Source organism: Planococcus sp. MB-3u-03 (assembly GCF_002833405.1).
In the GTDB taxonomy this organism is placed as follows: Bacteria; Bacillota; Bacilli; order Bacillales_A; family Planococcaceae; genus Planococcus.
Genome location: NZ_CP025135.1, coordinates 167501 through 185888, shown reverse-complemented (window position 1 = coordinate 185888; position 18388 = coordinate 167501). Strand labels below are relative to the sequence as shown.

Annotated in this window: 20 protein-coding genes (1 of these 20 only partly in view); 4 read left to right on the top strand and 16 right to left on the bottom strand. The window is 49.1% G+C overall.

The genetic code is table 11. From position 1 onward, the window contains the following. Positions 1–27: 27 nt before the first annotated feature. The 3 genes from CW734_RS02180 (at position 28) to CW734_RS02170 (ending at position 2300) form a co-directional block, all read left to right on the top strand. Positions 28–1086 (top strand): hemolysin family protein, encoded by a 1059-nt coding sequence (locus tag CW734_RS02180; protein ID WP_101189228.1) that lies wholly within the window; start codon positions 28–30, stop codon positions 1084–1086. 243 nt (positions 1087–1329) lie between these two features. Further along, positions 1330–1569: a hypothetical protein gene (locus CW734_RS02175; protein WP_157824109.1), complete on the top strand. Its 240-nt coding sequence runs from the start codon at positions 1330–1332 to the stop codon at positions 1567–1569. Then, complete coding sequence (locus CW734_RS02170; protein ID WP_101189226.1) at positions 1566–2300, top strand: hemolysin family protein; 735 nt, start codon at positions 1566–1568, stop codon at positions 2298–2300. The genes CW734_RS02175 and CW734_RS02170 overlap by 4 nt, the downstream gene beginning before the upstream one ends. 8 nt (positions 2301–2308) lie before the next feature. On the opposite strand, the gene CW734_RS02165 is transcribed toward CW734_RS02170, so the two are convergent. The 16 genes from CW734_RS02165 to CW734_RS02090 all read right to left on the bottom strand — a co-directional run bounded on the left by CW734_RS02165 (position 2309) and on the right by CW734_RS02090 (position 17661). Then, on the bottom strand, positions 2309–3067 hold the full coding sequence (locus CW734_RS02165) for a DUF1129 family protein (RefSeq protein WP_101189225.1): 759 nt from the start codon (positions 3065–3067) through the stop codon (positions 2309–2311). A gap of 1 nt (position 3068) precedes the next feature. Next, positions 3069–3398 (bottom strand): PadR family transcriptional regulator, encoded by a 330-nt coding sequence (locus CW734_RS02160; RefSeq protein WP_101192105.1) that lies wholly within the window; start codon positions 3396–3398, stop codon positions 3069–3071. A gap of 150 nt (positions 3399–3548) precedes the next feature. Continuing rightward, entirely contained in the window at positions 3549–3971 is a 423-nt protein-coding gene (locus CW734_RS02155; RefSeq protein ID WP_101189224.1) for a GNAT family N-acetyltransferase, read from the bottom strand. Continuing rightward, positions 3968–4348, bottom strand: a complete 381-nt coding sequence (locus tag CW734_RS02150; protein WP_101189223.1) for a VOC family protein — start codon at positions 4346–4348, stop codon at positions 3968–3970. The genes CW734_RS02155 and CW734_RS02150 overlap by 4 nt, the downstream gene beginning before the upstream one ends. 19 nt (positions 4349–4367) lie before the next feature. Next, positions 4368–5234, bottom strand: coding sequence for a YitT family protein (locus tag CW734_RS02145; RefSeq protein ID WP_374703195.1), 867 nt, complete (start codon positions 5232–5234; stop codon positions 4368–4370). A gap of 172 nt (positions 5235–5406) precedes the next feature. Beyond that, complete coding sequence (locus CW734_RS02140; RefSeq protein ID WP_101189221.1) at positions 5407–5979, bottom strand: NADPH-dependent FMN reductase; 573 nt, start codon at positions 5977–5979, stop codon at positions 5407–5409. 138 nt (positions 5980–6117) lie between these two features. After that, positions 6118–6993, bottom strand: coding sequence for an AraC family transcriptional regulator (locus tag CW734_RS02135; protein ID WP_101189220.1), 876 nt, complete (start codon positions 6991–6993; stop codon positions 6118–6120). A gap of 141 nt (positions 6994–7134) precedes the next feature. Beyond that, on the bottom strand, positions 7135–8937 hold the full coding sequence (gene glmS, locus CW734_RS02130; RefSeq protein ID WP_101189219.1) for a glutamine--fructose-6-phosphate transaminase (isomerizing): 1803 nt from the start codon (positions 8935–8937) through the stop codon (positions 7135–7137). A gap of 1381 nt (positions 8938–10318) precedes the next feature. Further along, a complete protein-coding gene (glmM, locus tag CW734_RS02125; RefSeq protein WP_101189218.1) occupies positions 10319–11668 on the bottom strand; it encodes a phosphoglucosamine mutase in 1350 nt (449 codons plus the stop codon). 72 nt (positions 11669–11740) lie between these two features. Continuing rightward, positions 11741–12745 carry a CdaR family protein gene (locus CW734_RS02120; protein ID WP_101189217.1) on the bottom strand — a complete coding sequence of 335 codons (1005 nt, stop codon included), beginning with the start codon at positions 12743–12745 and terminating at the stop codon, positions 11741–11743. Continuing rightward, complete coding sequence (gene cdaA / locus CW734_RS02115; RefSeq protein ID WP_101192104.1) at positions 12738–13574, bottom strand: diadenylate cyclase CdaA; 837 nt, start codon at positions 13572–13574, stop codon at positions 12738–12740. The genes CW734_RS02120 and cdaA overlap by 8 nt, the downstream gene beginning before the upstream one ends. 100 nt (positions 13575–13674) lie before the next feature. Then, on the bottom strand, positions 13675–14310 hold the full coding sequence (locus CW734_RS02110) for a zf-HC2 domain-containing protein (RefSeq protein ID WP_101189216.1): 636 nt from the start codon (positions 14308–14310) through the stop codon (positions 13675–13677). Positions 14311–14322: 12 nt separating this feature from the next. Next, a complete protein-coding gene (sigW, locus tag CW734_RS02105; RefSeq protein WP_101189215.1) occupies positions 14323–14886 on the bottom strand; it encodes an RNA polymerase sigma factor SigW in 564 nt (187 codons plus the stop codon). 271 nt (positions 14887–15157) lie between these two features. Continuing rightward, positions 15158–16066, bottom strand: a complete 909-nt coding sequence (rocF, locus tag CW734_RS02100; protein WP_101189214.1) for an arginase — start codon at positions 16064–16066, stop codon at positions 15158–15160. A gap of 67 nt (positions 16067–16133) precedes the next feature. After that, complete coding sequence (locus CW734_RS02095) at positions 16134–16700, bottom strand: GNAT family N-acetyltransferase (RefSeq protein WP_232787135.1); 567 nt, start codon at positions 16698–16700, stop codon at positions 16134–16136. 79 nt (positions 16701–16779) lie between these two features. Further along, a complete protein-coding gene (locus CW734_RS02090) occupies positions 16780–17661 on the bottom strand; it encodes a LysR family transcriptional regulator (RefSeq protein ID WP_101189212.1) in 882 nt (293 codons plus the stop codon). Between the two features lie 105 nt (positions 17662–17766). Between CW734_RS02090 and CW734_RS02085 the strand changes: the two genes are divergently transcribed. Next, positions 17767–18388, top strand: partial view of a citrate synthase/methylcitrate synthase gene (locus tag CW734_RS02085; protein WP_101189211.1) — the 5' portion only. Its footprint extends 458 nt past the window's final position; only the first 622 of its 1080 coding nucleotides appear in the window; the start codon lies at positions 17767–17769; its stop codon lies off the right edge, out of view.

The window sequence follows — 18388 nt, the reverse complement described above, 5'->3', positions numbered from 1 at the left end:
TGAGCCCCCGATTCTGGGGGATCCAACTTGGATGGACAAATAATAATTAACTTATTGCTCGTAGCTTTAATGATTTTGGCGACTGCGTTTTTTGTCGGCGCCGAATTCGCCATTTTGAAAGTAAGGATGTCACGGATCGACCAATTGATTTCGGAAGGCAATAAAAAAGCCGTGCGCGCCAAAGAAGTGGCAGACAAACTCGATTATTACCTCTCTGCCTGCCAGCTGGGCATCACGATTACGGCATTGATTCTCGGGGCGCTCGGGGAACCGACTGTTGAACGCTTATTGCATCCACTGTTTGAGGAATTCAATTTGTCCCCTGCCATCGCAACCATTTTATCCTATGCCATCGCCCTCAGCATCGTGACCTTCTTGCACGTTGTCATCGGCGAACTGGCTCCGAAAACTTTGGCGATCCAATACGCAGAACGCATGACCTTATTGCTTGCCCCGCCACTCTACTGGTTCGGGAAAATCATGAGCCCGTTCATCTGGCTGTTGAACGGCTCAGCGCGCTTGTTTTTGCGCTTGTTCAAAGTGGAGCCGAGCGGCCATACGGAAGCCCATTCCGAAGAGGAATTGAAGTTGATCATGGCTGAAAGTTACCAAAGCGGCGAGATTAACCAGACCGAGCTGACGTATTTGAAAAATATTTTCGATTTCGATGAGCGCATCGTCAAGCACATCATGATCCCGAAAGAGAAAATCGTCTCGGTCGAAAGTTCCTTGACCCAGGAACAACTTTTCGAAGTCCTCGATGGCCATGAGTATACACGCTATCCCGTGACGGAAGGTGGAGACCCCAACCGCCTGCTCGGCTTCATCAACACGAAAGAATTGCTGACGAGCATGGCAGCCGGCAGAACCCCGGCCCCGGATACGTTCCTGCATCCGATGCCGAGCTTCCCGGAAAACACGCCGATCCAAAAAGTGCTCGCCAGCATGCAGCAAAGCCGGACGCATATGGCCGTCATTACCGGAAAAGACGGACGCATCGCAGGCCTCGTGACGATGGAAGACATTCTCGAGGAAATCGTCGGCGAAATCAGCGACGAATCGTTCGAAGCCGGCACCGTTTATTGATTCATAAAAGAAGAGCTGCTGCGGCAGCTCTTCTTTTCGTTGCATATGATTGGTTTCCTGAAATTTTTCAGCTAAACTGAAGCTAATCAGCACCTTCACAACTCTCCGTTTTCGTTAGGCTTTCAGGTTCAACCGGCTCGACTACCGAGGATCACAAGGGGGCTTCCATGATGGGATGGGCACTTGGAGTATTGATTGCATTGATTTTCGCCAAACGCCTTGTTTGCGGCGTCTGAAATCGCGTTGATTTCATTGAATGACTACAAGATCAAGAAGATGGCCGAGTCAGGCAATAAAAGCCCAGCTAATCGACGCCATGCTGTCGCAGCCGAGCCAGTTCCTCGCGACGATCCAGATCGGCATTACGCTCGCGGGCTTTTGGCGAGCGCTTTCGCTGCGGATAGCTTTGCGGATGAATTGTCGCTCTATGTCCAAGGGACGTCGCTTCCCGTCTCCCCGGTATCGTACAAATCACTTCCTTGATCTTCATCACGTTACTGTTGTCCTACTTCACGCTCGTCTTCGGGGAATTGGTGCCAAAGCGGCTCGCCTTCCAAAAACCGCAGCCCATTGCAATGGCCATGATCTATCCGCTGCGCGTGCTCGCGGTCCTCACCAGCCCATTCGTCACCATTCTCTCTTGGTCAACAAACGGAGTAATTCGCCTGTTTGGCATCGATCCCCATCAACCTGTGCCGGAAGAAACAGAAGAAGAAATCCGGCTCATGCTCGAAGCCAGCAAGGAAAAAGGCACCATCGAAGACATGGAGCAATTCATCATCACGCGCGCTTTTGAATTCAACGACAAAGCTGTCGAAGACATCATGGTTCACCCGACAGACATCATCGCTATTTCCATCGGCGATTCATTGGCACAAGTCGTGCAGCTCGTCACCGACCACCCTTTCAGCAAATTCCCTATATATGAACAAGATACGGACCATATGATCGGTACGCTCCACATCAAAGACTTGGTCCGTTATCGGGAAACTCCCCAGCAGCAAGCCTTCGATATTCGTCAAATCATGAGGGCGCCCCATTTTGTGTTTGAAAAGCGCGGAATCGACGAAGTGTTCCTGGAAATGCAGAAAAGCCATAACCATTTAGCCATCGTGCTTGATGAATACGGTGGAACGGCCGGCCTCATCACCTTGGAAGATTTGCTCGAAGAATTGGTCGGCGATATCCAAAGTGAAGACAAGCCTTCTGTTTAACTGATGACTTAAGCCGTTTTATGCCGTTTTCGCATCAACAACCAGATGACCGCAATACCGATCAAGACGAAAATCCCGATGGCCACGGCGATATAAAACGGGTCTTCATTTACATTCTTAGGGATCCATTTTTCCGCAAGCGGCCCCGCACTCATTAACGCCGCGACGATAATCGTAATCCAGGATTTCGTGTACAGCGCATAGGCGATAAACGCGACAAGGCAGACGGCGACAATCATATAATTCTGTTCAGCCGTTGCCGTGAAGTAAGCCGCTGTATTCTCTGGAACCATCCATAAATAAAATGCCACCCAAAAGCCGATGACCAAAGTTGAAATAGTTACCGCGATCACGCCGAGCTTTACCGGCTGATCGTGAAACTTCGGAAACACTTTGAAAATCAAGAAACTGTAGATAACAAGGCTCAAGACGACCGGAATGATGCCCCAAAGTACCGTTTGCGATAAGTTGAAATCCCCTGACAAGGCTGGTACATACGCCAAATATGCGACAATCACCAGCACCGTCGCCGGGATGAGGACCATCAATTCTTTCGCCGCAATCGGCAGCGACGCCCCAATGCTTTTCATATACTGTTTCGGGTCTTTCCCGACGATGCTCTCGACGCTTTTGCCGTGTTTCTCCGATTCGATCAAATGGCTTTCCAGTTCATCGACCACTTCATTGATGTCTTCATCGCTTTTTCCCCGCTGTACCAAATACATGCGCAGTTCGATCAGGAATTGTTCAGATTTTGCAGATAGCATATCAGTGCCCTCCTTTAGTGATGACCGCATCGACCGATTGCTTCAAATCAGCCCAGCGTCCGAGAAATTGCTCCAGCTCCGCTTGTCCCGCTTCCGTTAATGAATAATACTTACGCTTCGGCCCGGCTGTCGATTTCCGCTGCACACTCGACACGAGCCCTTCTTTTTGCATCCGCAATAGCAGCGGATAGATGCTGCCTTCGCTGAATGATTGAAATCCGTAGCTCTGCAGCTTTTCGGCCAGTTCATAGCCATAAATCTCGCCTTCTTCGATAATCGACAAGATGCAGCCATCTAAAATCCCTTTGAGCATTTGTGTAGAATCCGCCACTTTGCGCATCAGCCCTTTCTCTGTCACTTCGCTACCTTGCAATGCAAGTGTTATAAAATCATCATAAACGATAAACCCTTGCATTACAAGTTAGTGAATGAAATTTTTTCCATAGAAAAAACCAGCCTGTAATCAGGCCGGCCTTGTCTGCTAATTATCCAATCGCTTCTGCAGAAAATACTGGCTGAAGCCTTTCGGGTGATCTTCAAGCATGCCGAACACTTCGTAGCCGTTTCGTTTGTAGAAATCAGGCGCCTGGAAGCTGAACGTATCGAGCGTGATCAAGCGGCAGCCTTTTTCTTTCGCCGCCTGCTCCATCTGCTCAAGCAATGCACTGCCTTGGCCTTGCCCTCTCAGGCTGTCATCCACCCACAAAAAGTCGACATGCAAATGCTGCCAGAACGTAGTAGCGGTGAGGCCGCCCATGATTGTGCCGTCCTCGTCTTTCAGCACAAAATTTAGATGCTCAACCGGCGTCTTCACCTCGTCCGGCAAGTTCTTCATATTGTGCTCAATCACTTTGTTTCGAATAAATTCACTATCTTGTCGATCTGATCCAGCTATCACTTTCATTGGCTTTCTCCCGCCCCTTCCTGTTGAATCATTTCCACCCGGTTGCCGAACGGATCGCGGAATTCAAAACGCGCAAATCCCGGAATCGGCACCGCCTCCAGAATTTCAACAGCGTTCGTTTCCAGCCGCTCGCGCCAATAGTGGATGTCTTCTACTTGATACGCTAGATGCGCCTTTGTCGCCAAACGGTCAAATCCGTCTTCAGTCCCGACATGCACTTCCTGTTGTCCGACGACGAGCCAAAAGCCGCCGCGTCCTCTCAATGCTTCCGGCTTATCGATTTCCTGCAAGCCGAGCAGGTCACAATAAAACGCTTTTCCTTCCGCTTCTGCCCCTTTCGGGATGGTAATTTGTGCGTGATGCAATCCGATGATCATATCGTCTCCCCCTGTTTCATTAATGGATATCGCGCTTCTTGAAATTCCCGCCTTTTACTTCAGCGACATCATACACCGCCACAAAGGCCTGCGGGTCGATTTCGTAAATGATTTCCTTCATCTTGCTGTCTTCGAGGCGGTTGATGATGCACGTAATTTCCTTATAGTCTTCGTTGGTATACGCCCCTTTGACCAAATTGTATGTAGCACTGCGCCCCAAGCGGTCGCGGATCGTCTCGACCATATTCTCGGGTTCACTCGTGATGATCTTATACGTCTTCGAACCGCTCAAGCCTTCCTCCACCATATGGATCACTTTGGAAGCGATGAAATAAGCGATCCCCGACAAGAACGCGCCCTGCAATCCGAAAACCGTCGACACGACGATAAAGACGAATAAGTTCAGGAATAAAATCAAATCACTCGTGCCAAACGGCAATTTCCGCGATAGCAATACCGCGAGCATATCGATGCCGTCCAACGCGCCGCCATTGCGCAGCGCAAGCCCCATGCCGAAACCGATAATGATGCCTCCGACCACAGTCACGAGCAGCGAGTCGCCTTCGACAATCGGCGGGACATGGTGCATGATGGTCGTTCCGTATGCCAAAGCGGCAATGCCGATCACCGAATAGATGGCAAAACTCTTACCAATCTGTTTGTATCCGAGATAGACGAACGGGATATTCAGCAAGCCGATTAAAATCCCGAGCTGCATGCCGGTCAGCTGTGAACCGACGATGCTCAGCCCCGTCACGCCGCCGTCCGATACATTATTCGGAATCAATACGGCTTCGAGCCCATACGCTGTAATGAATCCACCGATGACGACCGCAATGGCCCGCAACAGCTTCTTGGCCCGCTTGCTTGTTCTTTTTTCTGTTATCTTCCCCACTCAAATTCCTCATTTCCTGCAAACTCTTTGTTGTCTCTTTTCATAATACACTTTCTTCCATACCGGTTAAAATGATATCGCAGCTTTCATTCTCAACAAAAATAAAATCCTGGATGACAGACGCCATTGTTCGCGTCTGTCATCCAGGAAAGAAGGGAAAGTGTTATTCGTTGGATCCTTTGCGTAAAGGTTCCAATGCGTTTGTCCAAGCGTTCACTTGATCAAGCATGGCATTGACCGATTTTTCGTGGACTGCTGCCGGCTTAAATTCACTCATTTTCACGAAATCCGTAAACAAGGACATGGCAGGATGGGTCCTCACCGTGGCCACTTGCAGTTCCGCCATGATGATGCGCAAGGATTCCGCTGCCCGGACACCGCCTGCTGACCCATAGCTGACAATGCCTGCCGCCTTATTATTCCATTCGATGTACAAATAATCGATGGCATTCTTTAACGCTGACGTAACGCCATGGTTGTACTCCGGGCAAATGAATACATAACCGTCCAACTCCGCAATCTTTTGCGCCCATGGAATGGCTTCAGGCGTCTGATAGTCCTGGCTATACGCCGCAGAAACCGGCTCTGCATACATCGGCAGATTGTATTCAGCCAAATCCACGAGTTCATAATCAGCATCGCCGCGCTGGTCGGCGATGCCTTTCACCCATTCCGCCACTTGCAGGCTATTGCGCCCTGGACGTGTGCTGCCGGTAATGATGCCTATTTTCGTCATAACTCCGCCTCCTTTATGATGAACCTCTCGTGCCGCATGTATGCAGATCTCGATGCCTTTTCATCATAGGAGAAAAAACAACTTTTTTCAATGAAAAGAGTGAATATTCTTTCTTCTATTCATATCAATTTCATGCCATCATTTTGTCAGAGTCGTTTTACGAACTGCCATCCAAATCTCACTTTTCACATGAGCGGGATCTGACAAATCACCAGTAAATGAAATTTCCGGTGCTTCGGCCAGTTCATAACCGGACGATGGCAGCCATTCGGAGACGATTTTTCCCCATGTCTCTTGCATCACACGAGGAAATTCCCCTTCTGCTTTAAACACCGCCCACGTAAGTGCGGGCACTTCGACTCGATCAAGTCCGTTACCAGCCTCGACATTTTTCGCCGTCAAAAAGCCGATCATGTGATCCAAACTGCCTTGTTCATCCATGCGCCCTTCGTCAAAATTGAATGATGCATTGATCACTTGATGCGGTTCCATATCTGCATAGCTGCGCATTTCCTCACGTTGTTCCGCTGATATGCTTTTGGCAAGCGTCATAATTTCTTCATTTTCCCCTTCGAATTGGATTGCCACTCGTTTCTTCACGCCAATAATAGTGAACGCCTGTTTTTCTTCGATGCGGTATTCCATTTCTACTCCTCCTTTTATAGTTGACTGGAAGGTCAGTTTTGGGAACGACTTCAACATGCCGCTCTTTTGGACCGTTGAAGGATTGATCCCTGCCCATTCCTTGAAAGCACGCGAGAATCCATCGGCTGAATCATAGCCATATTTGAACGCTGCTTCCGTCACACTCATGCCAGCGTGCAAGTCCGCTGCGGCGTTCGACAGCCGCCGCTTTCTCATATACTCGCCCAATGTGAAGCCTGACAAGAAAGAGAACATTCGCCGAAAATGGTAAATGGACGTGCCAGCTATGCGCTCCAGCTCGCGTTCGTCGATTTCCTCTTCCAAATGCGCTTCAATATAGGCAAGCGCTTCGTTCATTTGTTTCAGCATATCCCCTGCCTCCTTACTGCTTTCATTATAGATGCCCGATGTTTCCCACACCCGACAAAAACGATACGGCTTTTGGCGGATTCCAGGATATTCCCCGGGAAATAAAAAACCCCCGCACGGATGCGGGAGTTCACTCATTGCTTATTCAACTGTTACGGATTTTGCCAAGTTGCGCGGCTTATCGACGTCACAATCGCGGTGAAGAGCAGCATAATAGCTGATCAACTGAAGCGGGATGACCGATACAAGCGGCGTCAACAATTCATGGACTTTCGGCAAGACGTGGCTGTCGCCTTCTTCGTTCAAGCCTTCCATGGAGATGATGCATGTATTTGCGCCGCGTGCCGCCACTTCTTTGACGTTTCCGCGGATGTTCAAGTTGACGGATTCCTGCGTCGCGAGCGCGATGACCGGTGTGCCTTCTTCGATCAATGCGATCGTGCCGTGCTTAAGTTCCCCGCCAGCAAAGCCTTCTGCTTGGATGTAAGAGATTTCTTTCAGTTTCAATGCGCCTTCAAGGCCGACGAAATAATCCATCAAACGCCCGATGAAGAAGCAATTGCGTGTAGTTGAAAGGTAATCCGTTGCAATCTGTTCAAGTTCTTCTTTCATATCGACTTGTGCTTGCACGGCATTCGCCACGATGCCCATTTCCTGGACCAAATCGAAACCGATATCACGGCCGCGGCGCTCTGCCGTTACTGCTGCCAAGATCGAAAGTACAGCTAACTGCGCTGTGTATGCTTTTGTAGATGCTACCGCAATTTCAGGGCCTGCATGCAACAATAAGGTATGGTCAGCTTCGCGTGAAAGCGTAGAGCCTGCCACGTTCGTGACCGTCAGTGATGGATGGCCCAATTCTTTGATGCGCACCAATACTTGACGGCTGTCCGCTGTTTCGCCGGACTGGGAAATGAAGATGAACAACGGGTTTTCAGAAAGAAGTGGCATGTTGTAGCCGAATTCGCTCGCTACGTGTACTTCTACTGGAATTCCCGCCATTTTCTCCAAGTATTCCTTGCCGATCAAGCCAGCGTGGTAGCTTGTGCCTGCTGCAATGATGTACAGACGGTCTGCTGTTTCGAGTGCATCCAAAATTGAAGAATCGATCGTCAATTGATCGTTCTCGTCTTGGTAAGCTTGGATGATTTTGCGCATAACCGCTGGCTGCTCATCGATTTCTTTCAGCATGTAATGCGGGTATGTGCCTTTATCGATATCGCTCATGTCGATTTCTGCTGTGAATGGGTCGCGGGCTACTTCTTCGCCGTCGAGCGTCAAGATCTGTACGCTTTCTTTTTTCACGATGACGACTTCTTTATCCATCAATTCAACGAACTGGTCCGTCACTTGCAGCATCGCCATTGCATCAGATGCGATGACATTGAAGTTCTCGCCAAGTCCGACAAGAAGCGGGCTCTTGTTTTTCGCTACGTAGATCGTCTGCTCTTCTTCTGCATCGAGCAATGCAATCGCGTACGAGCCTTTCATCAATTTCAAAGCTTTGCTGAATGCTTCTTTGGTCGTCATGCCTTCTTCAACAAATTTGCCGATCAATTGCACGATGATTTCCGTGTCCGTATCAGACTCCATTTCCACGCCTTCCAAATGGTCGCGCTGGATGTGATGGTAGTTCTCGATAACGCCGTTATGAACGATCGTGAAGCGGTCTGATGTATTCTGATGCGGGTGAGCATTGACTTTGCTTGGCTTGCCATGCGTTGCCCAGCGCGTGTGCCCGATTCCTGTGTTTCCTGTCACATCGTCTTCCACGACTCCGCGCAAATCGGCAATGCGGCCTTTTTCTTTGAATACTTTGATGCCTTCGCCGTTGCGTACTGCAATCCCCGCTGAATCATATCCACGGTACTCCAGACGCTCCAAGCCTTTCAATAAAATCTCTTTTGAATCCTGTTCACCAATATACCCGACAATTCCACACATAATTTATATTCCTCCAATTTTCTAAATGTCAAAATAAGCGTTCGCAAACGCTTTGTTGTGAGCCCGTGCAAGCTGGTTGTCCAATCGATCACTCGACTGTTTTAAGCATGCACATAACGACCGGGCTTCGCGGCCGGGAGGTATCCGCCGAAATCTCGATACTCCTCCTCCTCGTCTACTGAAGACTGACTGGTCCGTCCGAGTTCTTCAGTACAGGCGCTATAATTGGTTTCCTTCGCACTTACCTCTATCCCCCTTTTGCATCGGCGCTAAACCGACTCCCTAATCATAACCGCTCCTTACAATTCCGTCAATCAACGCACAACTTCCCTTAGGACAATCCACACAGTCATCTTCCAGCGGCTGGTTCATAGCTCCTCACGTTTTCTAACTATTTTCAGCTCTAAACAACTTACAGGCGGCCCGAAAACCTGTGAGGACAAGCATGCTAGCTTTTCAATATGTATTTTTGCCGAAAATACCAAAACCTATCTTTTTGAATTCCTTGGTAAACTTTTGACGGCGCAGCCCCTTGAAATGACGATAAATAACCGAAAAGGTTTCAGCTAATGAAAATCTTGTGGAGTAAGTCGGACAAGCGAATGAGAAGAAGTTATCATTGACCCTTTCATCGTCAAACAGCCGCCTCCCGCTTTGGGCATGCCTCCCGCAATAAGCCAAGAAGAACACTTGTCTTATTGCTCCGGCTCGTCCCTGTGCGCGGTTCGGCTATTAGATTTCATTGATTGCTTTGAGCGACTGAGCTTCAGCTTCTTGTATTGCATCCACTGGTTGTCGATGCTTAGTGGGATGTGTGAGTGTGGCGTTATGGCCGATGATTGTTTCATCTGTAAGAAGAGGCCTAGCTAGAGTTGATAGTGGAAAAGATGGTTAACTAGCTATTCTTTATGTAATTACAAAACTGTCTAAAACTATTCCTGCTAATTTCAATGACAGTTGAATTTGATTTCCACACTACACTTAGAGATGGAGCGAAAAGGGGCCGACGCCGGAGGGACCGCGCGGGCTGGCGAGACAAACGTGCGAATGCACGTTGGCTCAACACCCGCCCCTCGGCAAGCGTGCCCCTTGTAGCGCAATCTCCAGCACAAGCATTTACTATATCTCATCTCGATTTCATTTCTACTCTACATCTAGGCGTGGAGCGAAGGATGTCGACTCCGGGCAGCCGATAACGCGACGTCCTGTCACATCGGCTGCATGACCCGCATCCTGCGGGCCTAAAGCGCCCCTTGAAGCGTAATCTCTTCCACTAACAGCTCCACTATCCACTTTCATATATCTCCTAATTCTACACTCAACGTCGTATCATTTTGCCCATAAAAAAAGGCCAGAGCGGATGCTCTGGCCTTTAGCTTATTTATTTCATGCCCATTTCTTCACGTACAACCGCCGCAATCCGCTCTACGTACTCTTCGCACGCTTCTGCAGACGGCGCTTCGACCATGACGCGCACCAATGGCTCGGTTCCGGAAGGACGCACCAGCACACGGCCATCGCCGTCCATGTCGCGTTCCACTTCCGCAATCTTCTTGGCAACGACAGCATTATCTGTCACGCCGTGTTTGTCCGTCACGCGGATGTTCACCAGTTTTTGCGGGAAAATCGTCATTTCATTCGCAAGCTCTGACAATTTCTTGCCCGTAATCTTCATGATGTTCACCAATTGAAGACCTGACAACAATCCGTCGCCTGTCGTGTTGTAATCAAGGAAAATGATATGGCCCGACTGTTCGCCGCCCAAATTGTATTCATTTTTCTTCATTTCTTCCACTACATAGCGATCGCCGACAGCCGTCTTGACGCTCTTCATGTCGTTTTCTTCAAGCGCTTTGTAGAAGCCCATATTGCTCATGATTGTTGAAACGACTGTATCCTGTTTCAAGCGGCCTTCTGATTTCAAATGCTTCGCGCAAATATACATGATCTGGTCGCCGTCGACGATCGTTCCTTTTTCATCCACCGCAATCAAACGGTCACCGTCGCCATCAAAGGCAAGGCCCACGTCCGCGCCTTTATCCACGACCAACTTCGCAAGTGCTTCAGGATGTGTCGATCCGACGCCTTCGTTGATGTTTAAGCCGTTTGGCGAAGCGCCCATTGAGCTGATGTCAGCGTCCAAATCGGCAAATACGTGAGTCGCCAATGTCGATGTCGCACCATGCGCGCAATCAAGCGCCACGTGGATGCCATCGAATTCCTCGTCCACTGTTTGCTTCAAATACTGGATGTATTTTTGGCCGCCTTCGAAATATTCGGTGATGCTGCCAAGATCTCCGCCAGTTGGGCGCGGCAGATCGTCTGTTTCTGCATCAAGCAAGGCTTCGATTTCCGCTTCCTGGTCGTCCGACAATTTAAAGCCGTCCGAACCGAAGAATTTGATGCCGTTATCTGCGACCGGGTTATGGGAAGCTGAAATCATGACTCCCGCTTCCGCGCTCATGACACGTGTCAAATATGAAACACCTGGAGTGCTGATGACGCCGAGGCGCATAACCTCTGCGCCGACTGATAATAATCCAGCCGCTAATGCATTTTCAAGCATTTCCCCGGAAATCCGTGTATCCCGCCCTACGAGCACTTTCGGTTTTTCCTTTGAGCTTTTTGTTAAGACATAGCCGCCAAAACGCCCAAGTTTAAATGCCAGTTCAGGCGTCAATTCGCTATTGGCCACCCCTCGTACACCATCGGTCCCAAAATATTTTCCCATTCTTTTCGCTCCTTCAATCACTCTGTATTATGATTTGTTTATATTAACCTAAGTTTACATTTTTAGCTATTTTTATTCTTCATCATTGCTATCGGCAATTTCTGGATTTTCCAACTCTTCCGGCACGATCAAAGATTCATCCACCGAGATATCTGCTTCTACTTGCATCTCTCCTGGCGAAACCCCAGAAGCTCCCGACGGAATCGGCAATTCGACCGTCACCGTCGTATCGGATGCCGTGACGCTGTTCGCTTCCACTTCGATGACATATTCCTCCATCGCATCCACTACGCTACGCGGTCCGAAGACTCGTACTTGTTCACTTGTAGGCGTCCAGGAATTGATGGTGATGCCTGTCTGCGGATCGCCAGTCGATTCGATACGCACCGGCAGTTCGCGGCTGTATTCCTCTACCGTAACGTCAACCGCCACGGATTCCGGCTCGATCGTGACATTGTCGAGTTTCGTCAAATCTTCTGCCAGCACGCGGACACGCGCTTCAGCAGTGAAAGATTCCTTGATTTCCGGTTCCCCGGTCACTGTCGCTTTGACAAAGCTGATGGCATTGATGACGCTTTGCGGTCCCGTAACGGTCACAGTATCCGGTTCGACAGACAGGCCGTCCAAGACAAATCCTTCTGCCAGCAAGCGTTCGTTCATTTCAGCGTCGATATCGAATTCCTGGGACACCCGCTCCTCGAGCACGACATTAACGAATGCCGGATCCACGCGTGCGCTCAGTTGTTCCGATAGGTTTTCCGTCTGAATCGGCACTTGATGCTCCCCTAGAGGCAGGCTGCGCAAATCGATGAACAGCGTGTAATCATCGAGCTGGCGCGTCGTCTGGATGATGCTTGCCGGGCCGCTTAAATACAGGTCGACCGTTTCCGGCACGCCGCTGACCATCAAGCTTTCATCATAATATACTTGCAGTTCCACATCTTCGATTATTTCCGACACTCTTCCGGTTTCGGTCGTGGTCGTATTGTTTTCCGTCTGGACGGAAAAGAAGAGCAGAAAGGCCAGGAATAATGCCATGATCCGTAGAAACCACGGATTGTCCATCATCTTATCCATTCTTTTTCCCCCTCCAATTCCACCAGGAAGTCGTCGCCTGCTGTTGTTCGGCACCGAACCAGATGCGGCGGAGCTTCACTTCAAAGTCTTCGAGCGACAAATTGCGGTGTAAATCACCGTTGGCCGTCAAACTGATCGCACCGGTTTCTTCCGATACGACAATAGTGATCGCATCCGTCACTTCACTGATGCCGAGTGCTGCACGGTGGCGCGTCCCCAGCTCTTTCGAAATGAACGGGCTCTCGGACAGCGGCAAATAGCAGGCAGCCGCAGCGATGCGGTTCTTCTGGACGATGACCGCACCGTCATGCAGCGGCGTGTTCGGAATGAATAAATTGATCATCAATTCCGACGTAATGTCCGAATTCATCGGAATGCCCGTCTCTATGTAATCGCTGAGCCCGGTTTCACGCTCGATCGAAATGAGTGCCCCGATCCGGCGCTTCGCCATATAGCTGACCGATTTGCTCATCGCTTCAATCAAGCGGTTGCGCTCGGATTCTTCATTAAGCGTACTGCTCGAGAACAATTTCCCGCGCCCGAGCTGTTCGAGTGCGCGCCTTAGTTCCGGCTGGAAGATGATGATGATGGCAAGAAAGCCCCATTCGAGCACTTGCTGCATGATCCAACCGAGCGTTTCCAGGTTGAGCGCCTGGGTCACAAGACGCGCGATGATGATAAAGAAGATTCCTTTTAATAATTGGACAGCCTTCGTTCCCTTGATGACAGTAATAAGTTTGTAAATAACGAACCAGACCAACAGGATGTCGATAACATTTCCGATCATCTGAAGCGGCGTCTGGTCATTGAAGTTTTCCAAAAAAGGCATCTGCAACCCTCGCTTTTCTCCATGTACATATAGTTTCAGTATATCATATCCCGAGACATCTGCCCCCATGCAAAAAGCCCATCCAATGAATGGATGGGCTTTACTCGTCTATTGATTGGTCATTGCCGCCAAAAAAGCTGACGGCATCTTGGAATGTCCCTTTGATCGTATACCAGAGCCACTCGAATGCTTGGTCGATTTCCTCGATTTCACCATTGATGACGCCACTCGATGCCATATACTGGCCGTTGACGATCGTCACGTCTCCTTCAAGTTCCCCGTCCACACGTAAATCGCCATTGCGAATCGTCAAATCCCCGATAACTGTTTGGCCTTCCGGCACGACGACGGTCTGACCCTCAACCACCAAGTGCTCCTGTTTGGTGAATGAAAATTGCTGGTCGTCGCTGAAGCTCGACAGCATCGCTGCACTCATCAACAAGACGAAAAGTGCCGCCGCAATCATTAACGGGTGATGGCGCATAAAGCGTTTCATCCCGACGCGCTGCGATTCTTTCGGCAAACCGGCCATTGTCTTTTGCACAAAGTCCGACGGTGCCTGGACATGTGAAGCACTTTGGACAAACGCAATGGTCTTGGTCAGTTCTTGATATATTTTTCTGCAGTCGCTGCAGCTCTGCAAGTAATCTTTCAGTTCTTTTTCCTCTGATGGGCTGATTTCCCCGTCCAGGTAATCGTCCATCATGCGAATGACTTTTTCCGGACACGCATTCATCATGCTCGCCTCCTACAAATTGCTCAATTGCTTGCGAAGTGCTTCGCGCCCGCGGTGTATCCGCGTTTTCACCGTGCCAAGCGGCAAATCCAGGATTTCGCTGATTTCAGCCAGCGGCAATTCCTCGATATATTTTAACACAATCGCTGCCCGGTACTTATCCGGCAAGCGGCTTATTTCGTACTGCACCCGCTCCTGAACTTCCATCCGCATTAATTCTTCTTCCGGAAGCTCTTCATCATTGGCAATCTTCGAATACATATTCAAGCCTTCCGTGCCTTTGACTTCCGCATCCAAATGATAATCCGGCTTTTTCTTGCGAATCCGGTCAATGCACAGATTGGTGGCGATGCGGTAAAGCCACGTGGAAAATTTACGGTTCTGGTCGAAGGTGTGTATGTTCACATAGGCCCGCGTAAATGCTTCCTGTGCAATATCTTCCGCTTCATGCCGATTGCCGAGCATGCGGTAGCAAATCTGGAACAACTGATGTTGATACAGCTCCACGATTTCGGCAAATGCGTCTTGGTCGCCCTTCATGACTCGTTTTATTCGTTTATTCACTAACGCATCCATGATCTCATTTCCCTCCGCCATGCGGCTGTCTTTTATATACGGTCCAGTTCTGAAAAGGTTTCATTTTTTTCTCTTCTTCTATCCTATCAAACCATCCCCAGAAAAAACCAGCCAATTTCCAGTTCTTTGAATGAATTCATCAGTTTATTATTTCGCTGATAAGAATCATGCAATGTAATACCTTTCAGTCCTACACCCTTCTTCCTAATCCCCTATACATTCTGTGCAATTAAAAAAAGCTGCCCGGAAATTCCGGACAGCCCCTTCATTCTTATACCAATTTTTCACCAAGCAATGAACCGATCAATGCGACCGCCACATCTGCTGTACGGTTCTTTTCATCGAGGATCGGGTTGACTTCGACAAATTCTGCAGAAGTGATCAATCCTGCATCAAACAGCATTTCCATCGCTAAATGGCTTTCGCGGTAGCTGATGCCGCCTGGCACCGGCGTACCGACACCCGGCGTATACATCGGATCGATGCCATCAAGGTCAAGCGACAAATGGACGCCGTCGGTTTTGCGTTCTTCGCGCAAATAGCGGATCGACTCCTGCATGACGTGATCCATGCCCAATTTATCGATTTCGTGCATGCTGAACACTTTGATGCCGTGTTCTTTGATCAATTCGCGCTCACCTGGATCGACAGAACGCGCCCCGATGATGACGATGTTTTCCGGCTTCACTTTTGGAGAATAGCCGCGGATGTTCGTCAATTTTTCATGGCCATGCCCAAAGCTTGCCGCAAGCGGCATGCCGTGAATATTGCCTGATGGCGAAGTTTCGCTCGTGTTCATATCCGCATGCGCATCATACCAGATGACGCCCAAATTCTCGTAATACTCTGAAATGCCAGCAAGCGTACCGATCGCGATGCTATGGTCGCCGCCCAGCACCAATGGGAAATTTCCGGCTTTAGCTACGCCTGAAACAGTTTCTCCGAGTGCTTCTGTTGCTTCGGTAATTACGTCCATATTGCGCAAATTGGTGTTTTCATCCACTTTGCCGTCCGCTTTGCGGATTTGGATATCGCCTTCGTCATTTACTTCGTGCCCAAGATTTTCAATGCGGTCCACAACGCCCGCGTAACGGATTGCGCTTGGCCCCATATCGACGCCGCGGCGCATTTGCCCGTGGTCCATTGGTACACCTATAATAGAAACATTTAATTTTTTCATTATTTTATACCCCCTCAGTAAGATATATTCATTGTACCCTCTGAGGTTCTCTTGGCTCAACCTGACATTATTCCGAATATTTATTCATTTTCTCTTCTAGTGATTTTTTCACTTCCGGCCATTCCCGGTCAATGATGGAATAGACGATGGCATCCCTTGGTTCACCGGTCGAGCGGATCCGTTCGTTGCGCAAATGCCCTTCTTTCACCGCTCCAATCCGTTCAATCGATTTTTGGGAACGGATATTCTCAGCATCGGTTTTGAACTGGACGCGGATCATCTCCCGTTCTTCGAAGCAATAGCCCAACAGTGCATGTTTGACGGCCGTATTGACATGTGTGCGCTGTGCTTTTTCGCTATAGAAGGTCGCCCCGATTTCACAGCTTTTGTTCGTCTCATCAATCGAATACATGCGGGTCGTGCCGACAATCTCACCGCTTTCCGGAAGTTCCACGGCAAATACCAGAACATTGGATTGATTCATTCCAGCCGATAACCACGCCTCTAAATCTTCGAAACGCTCCACCTTTGTCAGCATATATTCGAAGATGTCCGGTGTATAAAGCGCCCATAATGCCTCAAAATCCTCACGTTTCAGCAAACGAAGCCGAATATTGCGCTGTTCAATATACATATCCATCCCCTCCTTATCTGCAGTATACCAGTGCATCCGACAAATTCGCCATTTTCAATAAAACTATCGTTTCTTCAATTCACCGGAAATAAACCGATTGAACGCGACTTAAAAAATCTCTCTCAAGTCCCCCCATGCTGCGCGATAAGAAATACGTCGCAACACTGGGCAATGGAAACAAATCAAAACGGGCTTCCATCAAACGCCCTTCAATCAACTCTCGGCGCACCATCGACTTCGGCAAAAACGATACGCCGAGCCCTTCCTGGATAAACCGTTTCGCGATATGGGCCTGCGTCACTGTCATCGTGCGGATACCCGGCAGCTGCACGCGTAATTTCACCAGCAACTCTTCCCAAAAAACGGGATGATGATGGGTAAAGATGAAATTCTGCTGCAAAACCTCTTCAGCTGAAACCACCGGGCCCCGCTCATCATCATAAGCATCCCTCGGCACAATGAGCAGTAGAGGATCTTCATAAACCACTTCATGGAGAATCACTCGTTTTACCGGCAGCAAAGCGGAGATGCCAGCAGACACTTCCCCGCTCTCTACCAGTTCTTCAATCGCTTCCGACTCTTCCACACGGATCACCAGCTCAAGGTCCGGATGCGCTTTCGTAAACGACTTTAGGATATACGGCAGCACCGTCTCTGCCATTAACGGGGAGATCGCGATGGTCCATTTTCGCCGGTAGCCTTGGGCAAATGATTGAAGCTCATCCACCGTCGAATCGAATTTTTCTACCAATATTTCTGCCTGCTGTTTAAAATGGCGCCCTTCCTCTGTTAACACCACGCGGTTCTTGATACGGTCAAACAGGCGAATCCCCAAATACTCTTCCAATTGCCGAATATGTACCGTCACACTCGGCTGCGACAGCATCAAGCGTTCGGACGTCTTACGGAAATTCAAGGTTTCCGCAGCATCCGCAAAGGTCCTCAGCCATTGCATCTCCATTTTTGCTCTCCTTTCAATTAGTATTTTTAATTATTTTAATTATAAATCTTTAATTTTCATAATTAAAGTTCCAGCTTATACTTTAAAAAAAAAGGAGGAGTTTCCATGTTTCAAAAAGGCCTAAAAGGCATTGTTGCCGTTCAAACTGCCATTGCATCTGTCGAAGGAGATAAAGGCGAACTCCGTTACCGCGGAAAATTGGTCAATGAAGTAATTGAAGGAAAAAATTTCGAACAAACAGCTTACTTTCTCTGGCATGGCCATCATGCTTCAAAAGAGGAACTCGCAAGTCTCACTGAACAATTAAAATCCTATCGCCAGTTGCCGGATCATATCATGAGCATCGCACAGGCCCTGCCTAAAGAGACTTCATTGATGGACGGAATGCGGACCCTTGTCTCGGCTTATCAGCATGCCGAATTCAAAAAATTGGCGAGCCAACAGCAAGCCATTGCCCTGACTGCTGCACTTCCTGTAATGACGGCTCTTCTATACCGGCAAAGCACCAGACAGGAATTCGTCGCGCCAAGAAGCGACCTAGGCCATACCGCCAACTATCTATGGATGATCAAAGGGCAAGTGCCGACACACGCACAAACCGAAGCCTTGGAAACGTACTTGAACTTAACGATGGAACATGGCATGAATGCATCCACTTTCGCTGGCCGTGTCACCATTTCCACCGAATCCGACTTAAGCGCTGCCATCGTTTCTGCAATCGGTACGA

What these genes read in the sequence shown, in the direction of transcription:
- glmS (WP_101189219.1), bottom strand. Translation starts at nt 8,937, where the DNA reads ATGTGTGGAATTGTCGGGTATATTGGTGAACAGGATTCAAAAGAGATT.
- rocF (WP_101189214.1), bottom strand. Translation starts at nt 16,066, where the DNA reads ATGAAAAAATTAAATGTTTCTATTATAGGTGTACCAATGGACCACGGG.
- CW734_RS02120 (WP_101189217.1), bottom strand. Translation starts at nt 12,745, where the DNA reads ATGGATAAGATGATGGACAATCCGTGGTTTCTACGGATCATGGCATTA.
- cdaA (WP_101192104.1), bottom strand. Translation starts at nt 13,574, where the DNA reads ATGCCTTTTTTGGAAAACTTCAATGACCAGACGCCGCTTCAGATGATC.
- sigW (WP_101189215.1), bottom strand. Translation starts at nt 14,886, where the DNA reads ATGGATGCGTTAGTGAATAAACGAATAAAACGAGTCATGAAGGGCGAC.
- CW734_RS02135 (WP_101189220.1), bottom strand. Translation starts at nt 6,993, where the DNA reads ATGCTGAAACAAATGAACGAAGCGCTTGCCTATATTGAAGCGCATTTG.
- CW734_RS02090 (WP_101189212.1), bottom strand. Translation starts at nt 17,661, where the DNA reads ATGGAGATGCAATGGCTGAGGACCTTTGCGGATGCTGCGGAAACCTTG.
- CW734_RS02140 (WP_101189221.1), bottom strand. Translation starts at nt 5,979, where the DNA reads ATGACGAAAATAGGCATCATTACCGGCAGCACACGTCCAGGGCGCAAT.
- CW734_RS02095 (WP_232787135.1), bottom strand. Translation starts at nt 16,700, where the DNA reads ATGTATATTGAACAGCGCAATATTCGGCTTCGTTTGCTGAAACGTGAG.
- CW734_RS02155 (WP_101189224.1), bottom strand. Translation starts at nt 3,971, where the DNA reads ATGAAAGTGATAGCTGGATCAGATCGACAAGATAGTGAATTTATTCGA.
- CW734_RS02150 (WP_101189223.1), bottom strand. Translation starts at nt 4,348, where the DNA reads ATGATCATCGGATTGCATCACGCACAAATTACCATCCCGAAAGGGGCA.
- CW734_RS02110 (WP_101189216.1), bottom strand. Translation starts at nt 14,310, where the DNA reads ATGAATGCGTGTCCGGAAAAAGTCATTCGCATGATGGACGATTACCTG.
- CW734_RS02165 (WP_101189225.1), bottom strand. Translation starts at nt 3,067, where the DNA reads ATGCTATCTGCAAAATCTGAACAATTCCTGATCGAACTGCGCATGTAT.
- glmM (WP_101189218.1), bottom strand. Translation starts at nt 11,668, where the DNA reads ATGGGAAAATATTTTGGGACCGATGGTGTACGAGGGGTGGCCAATAGC.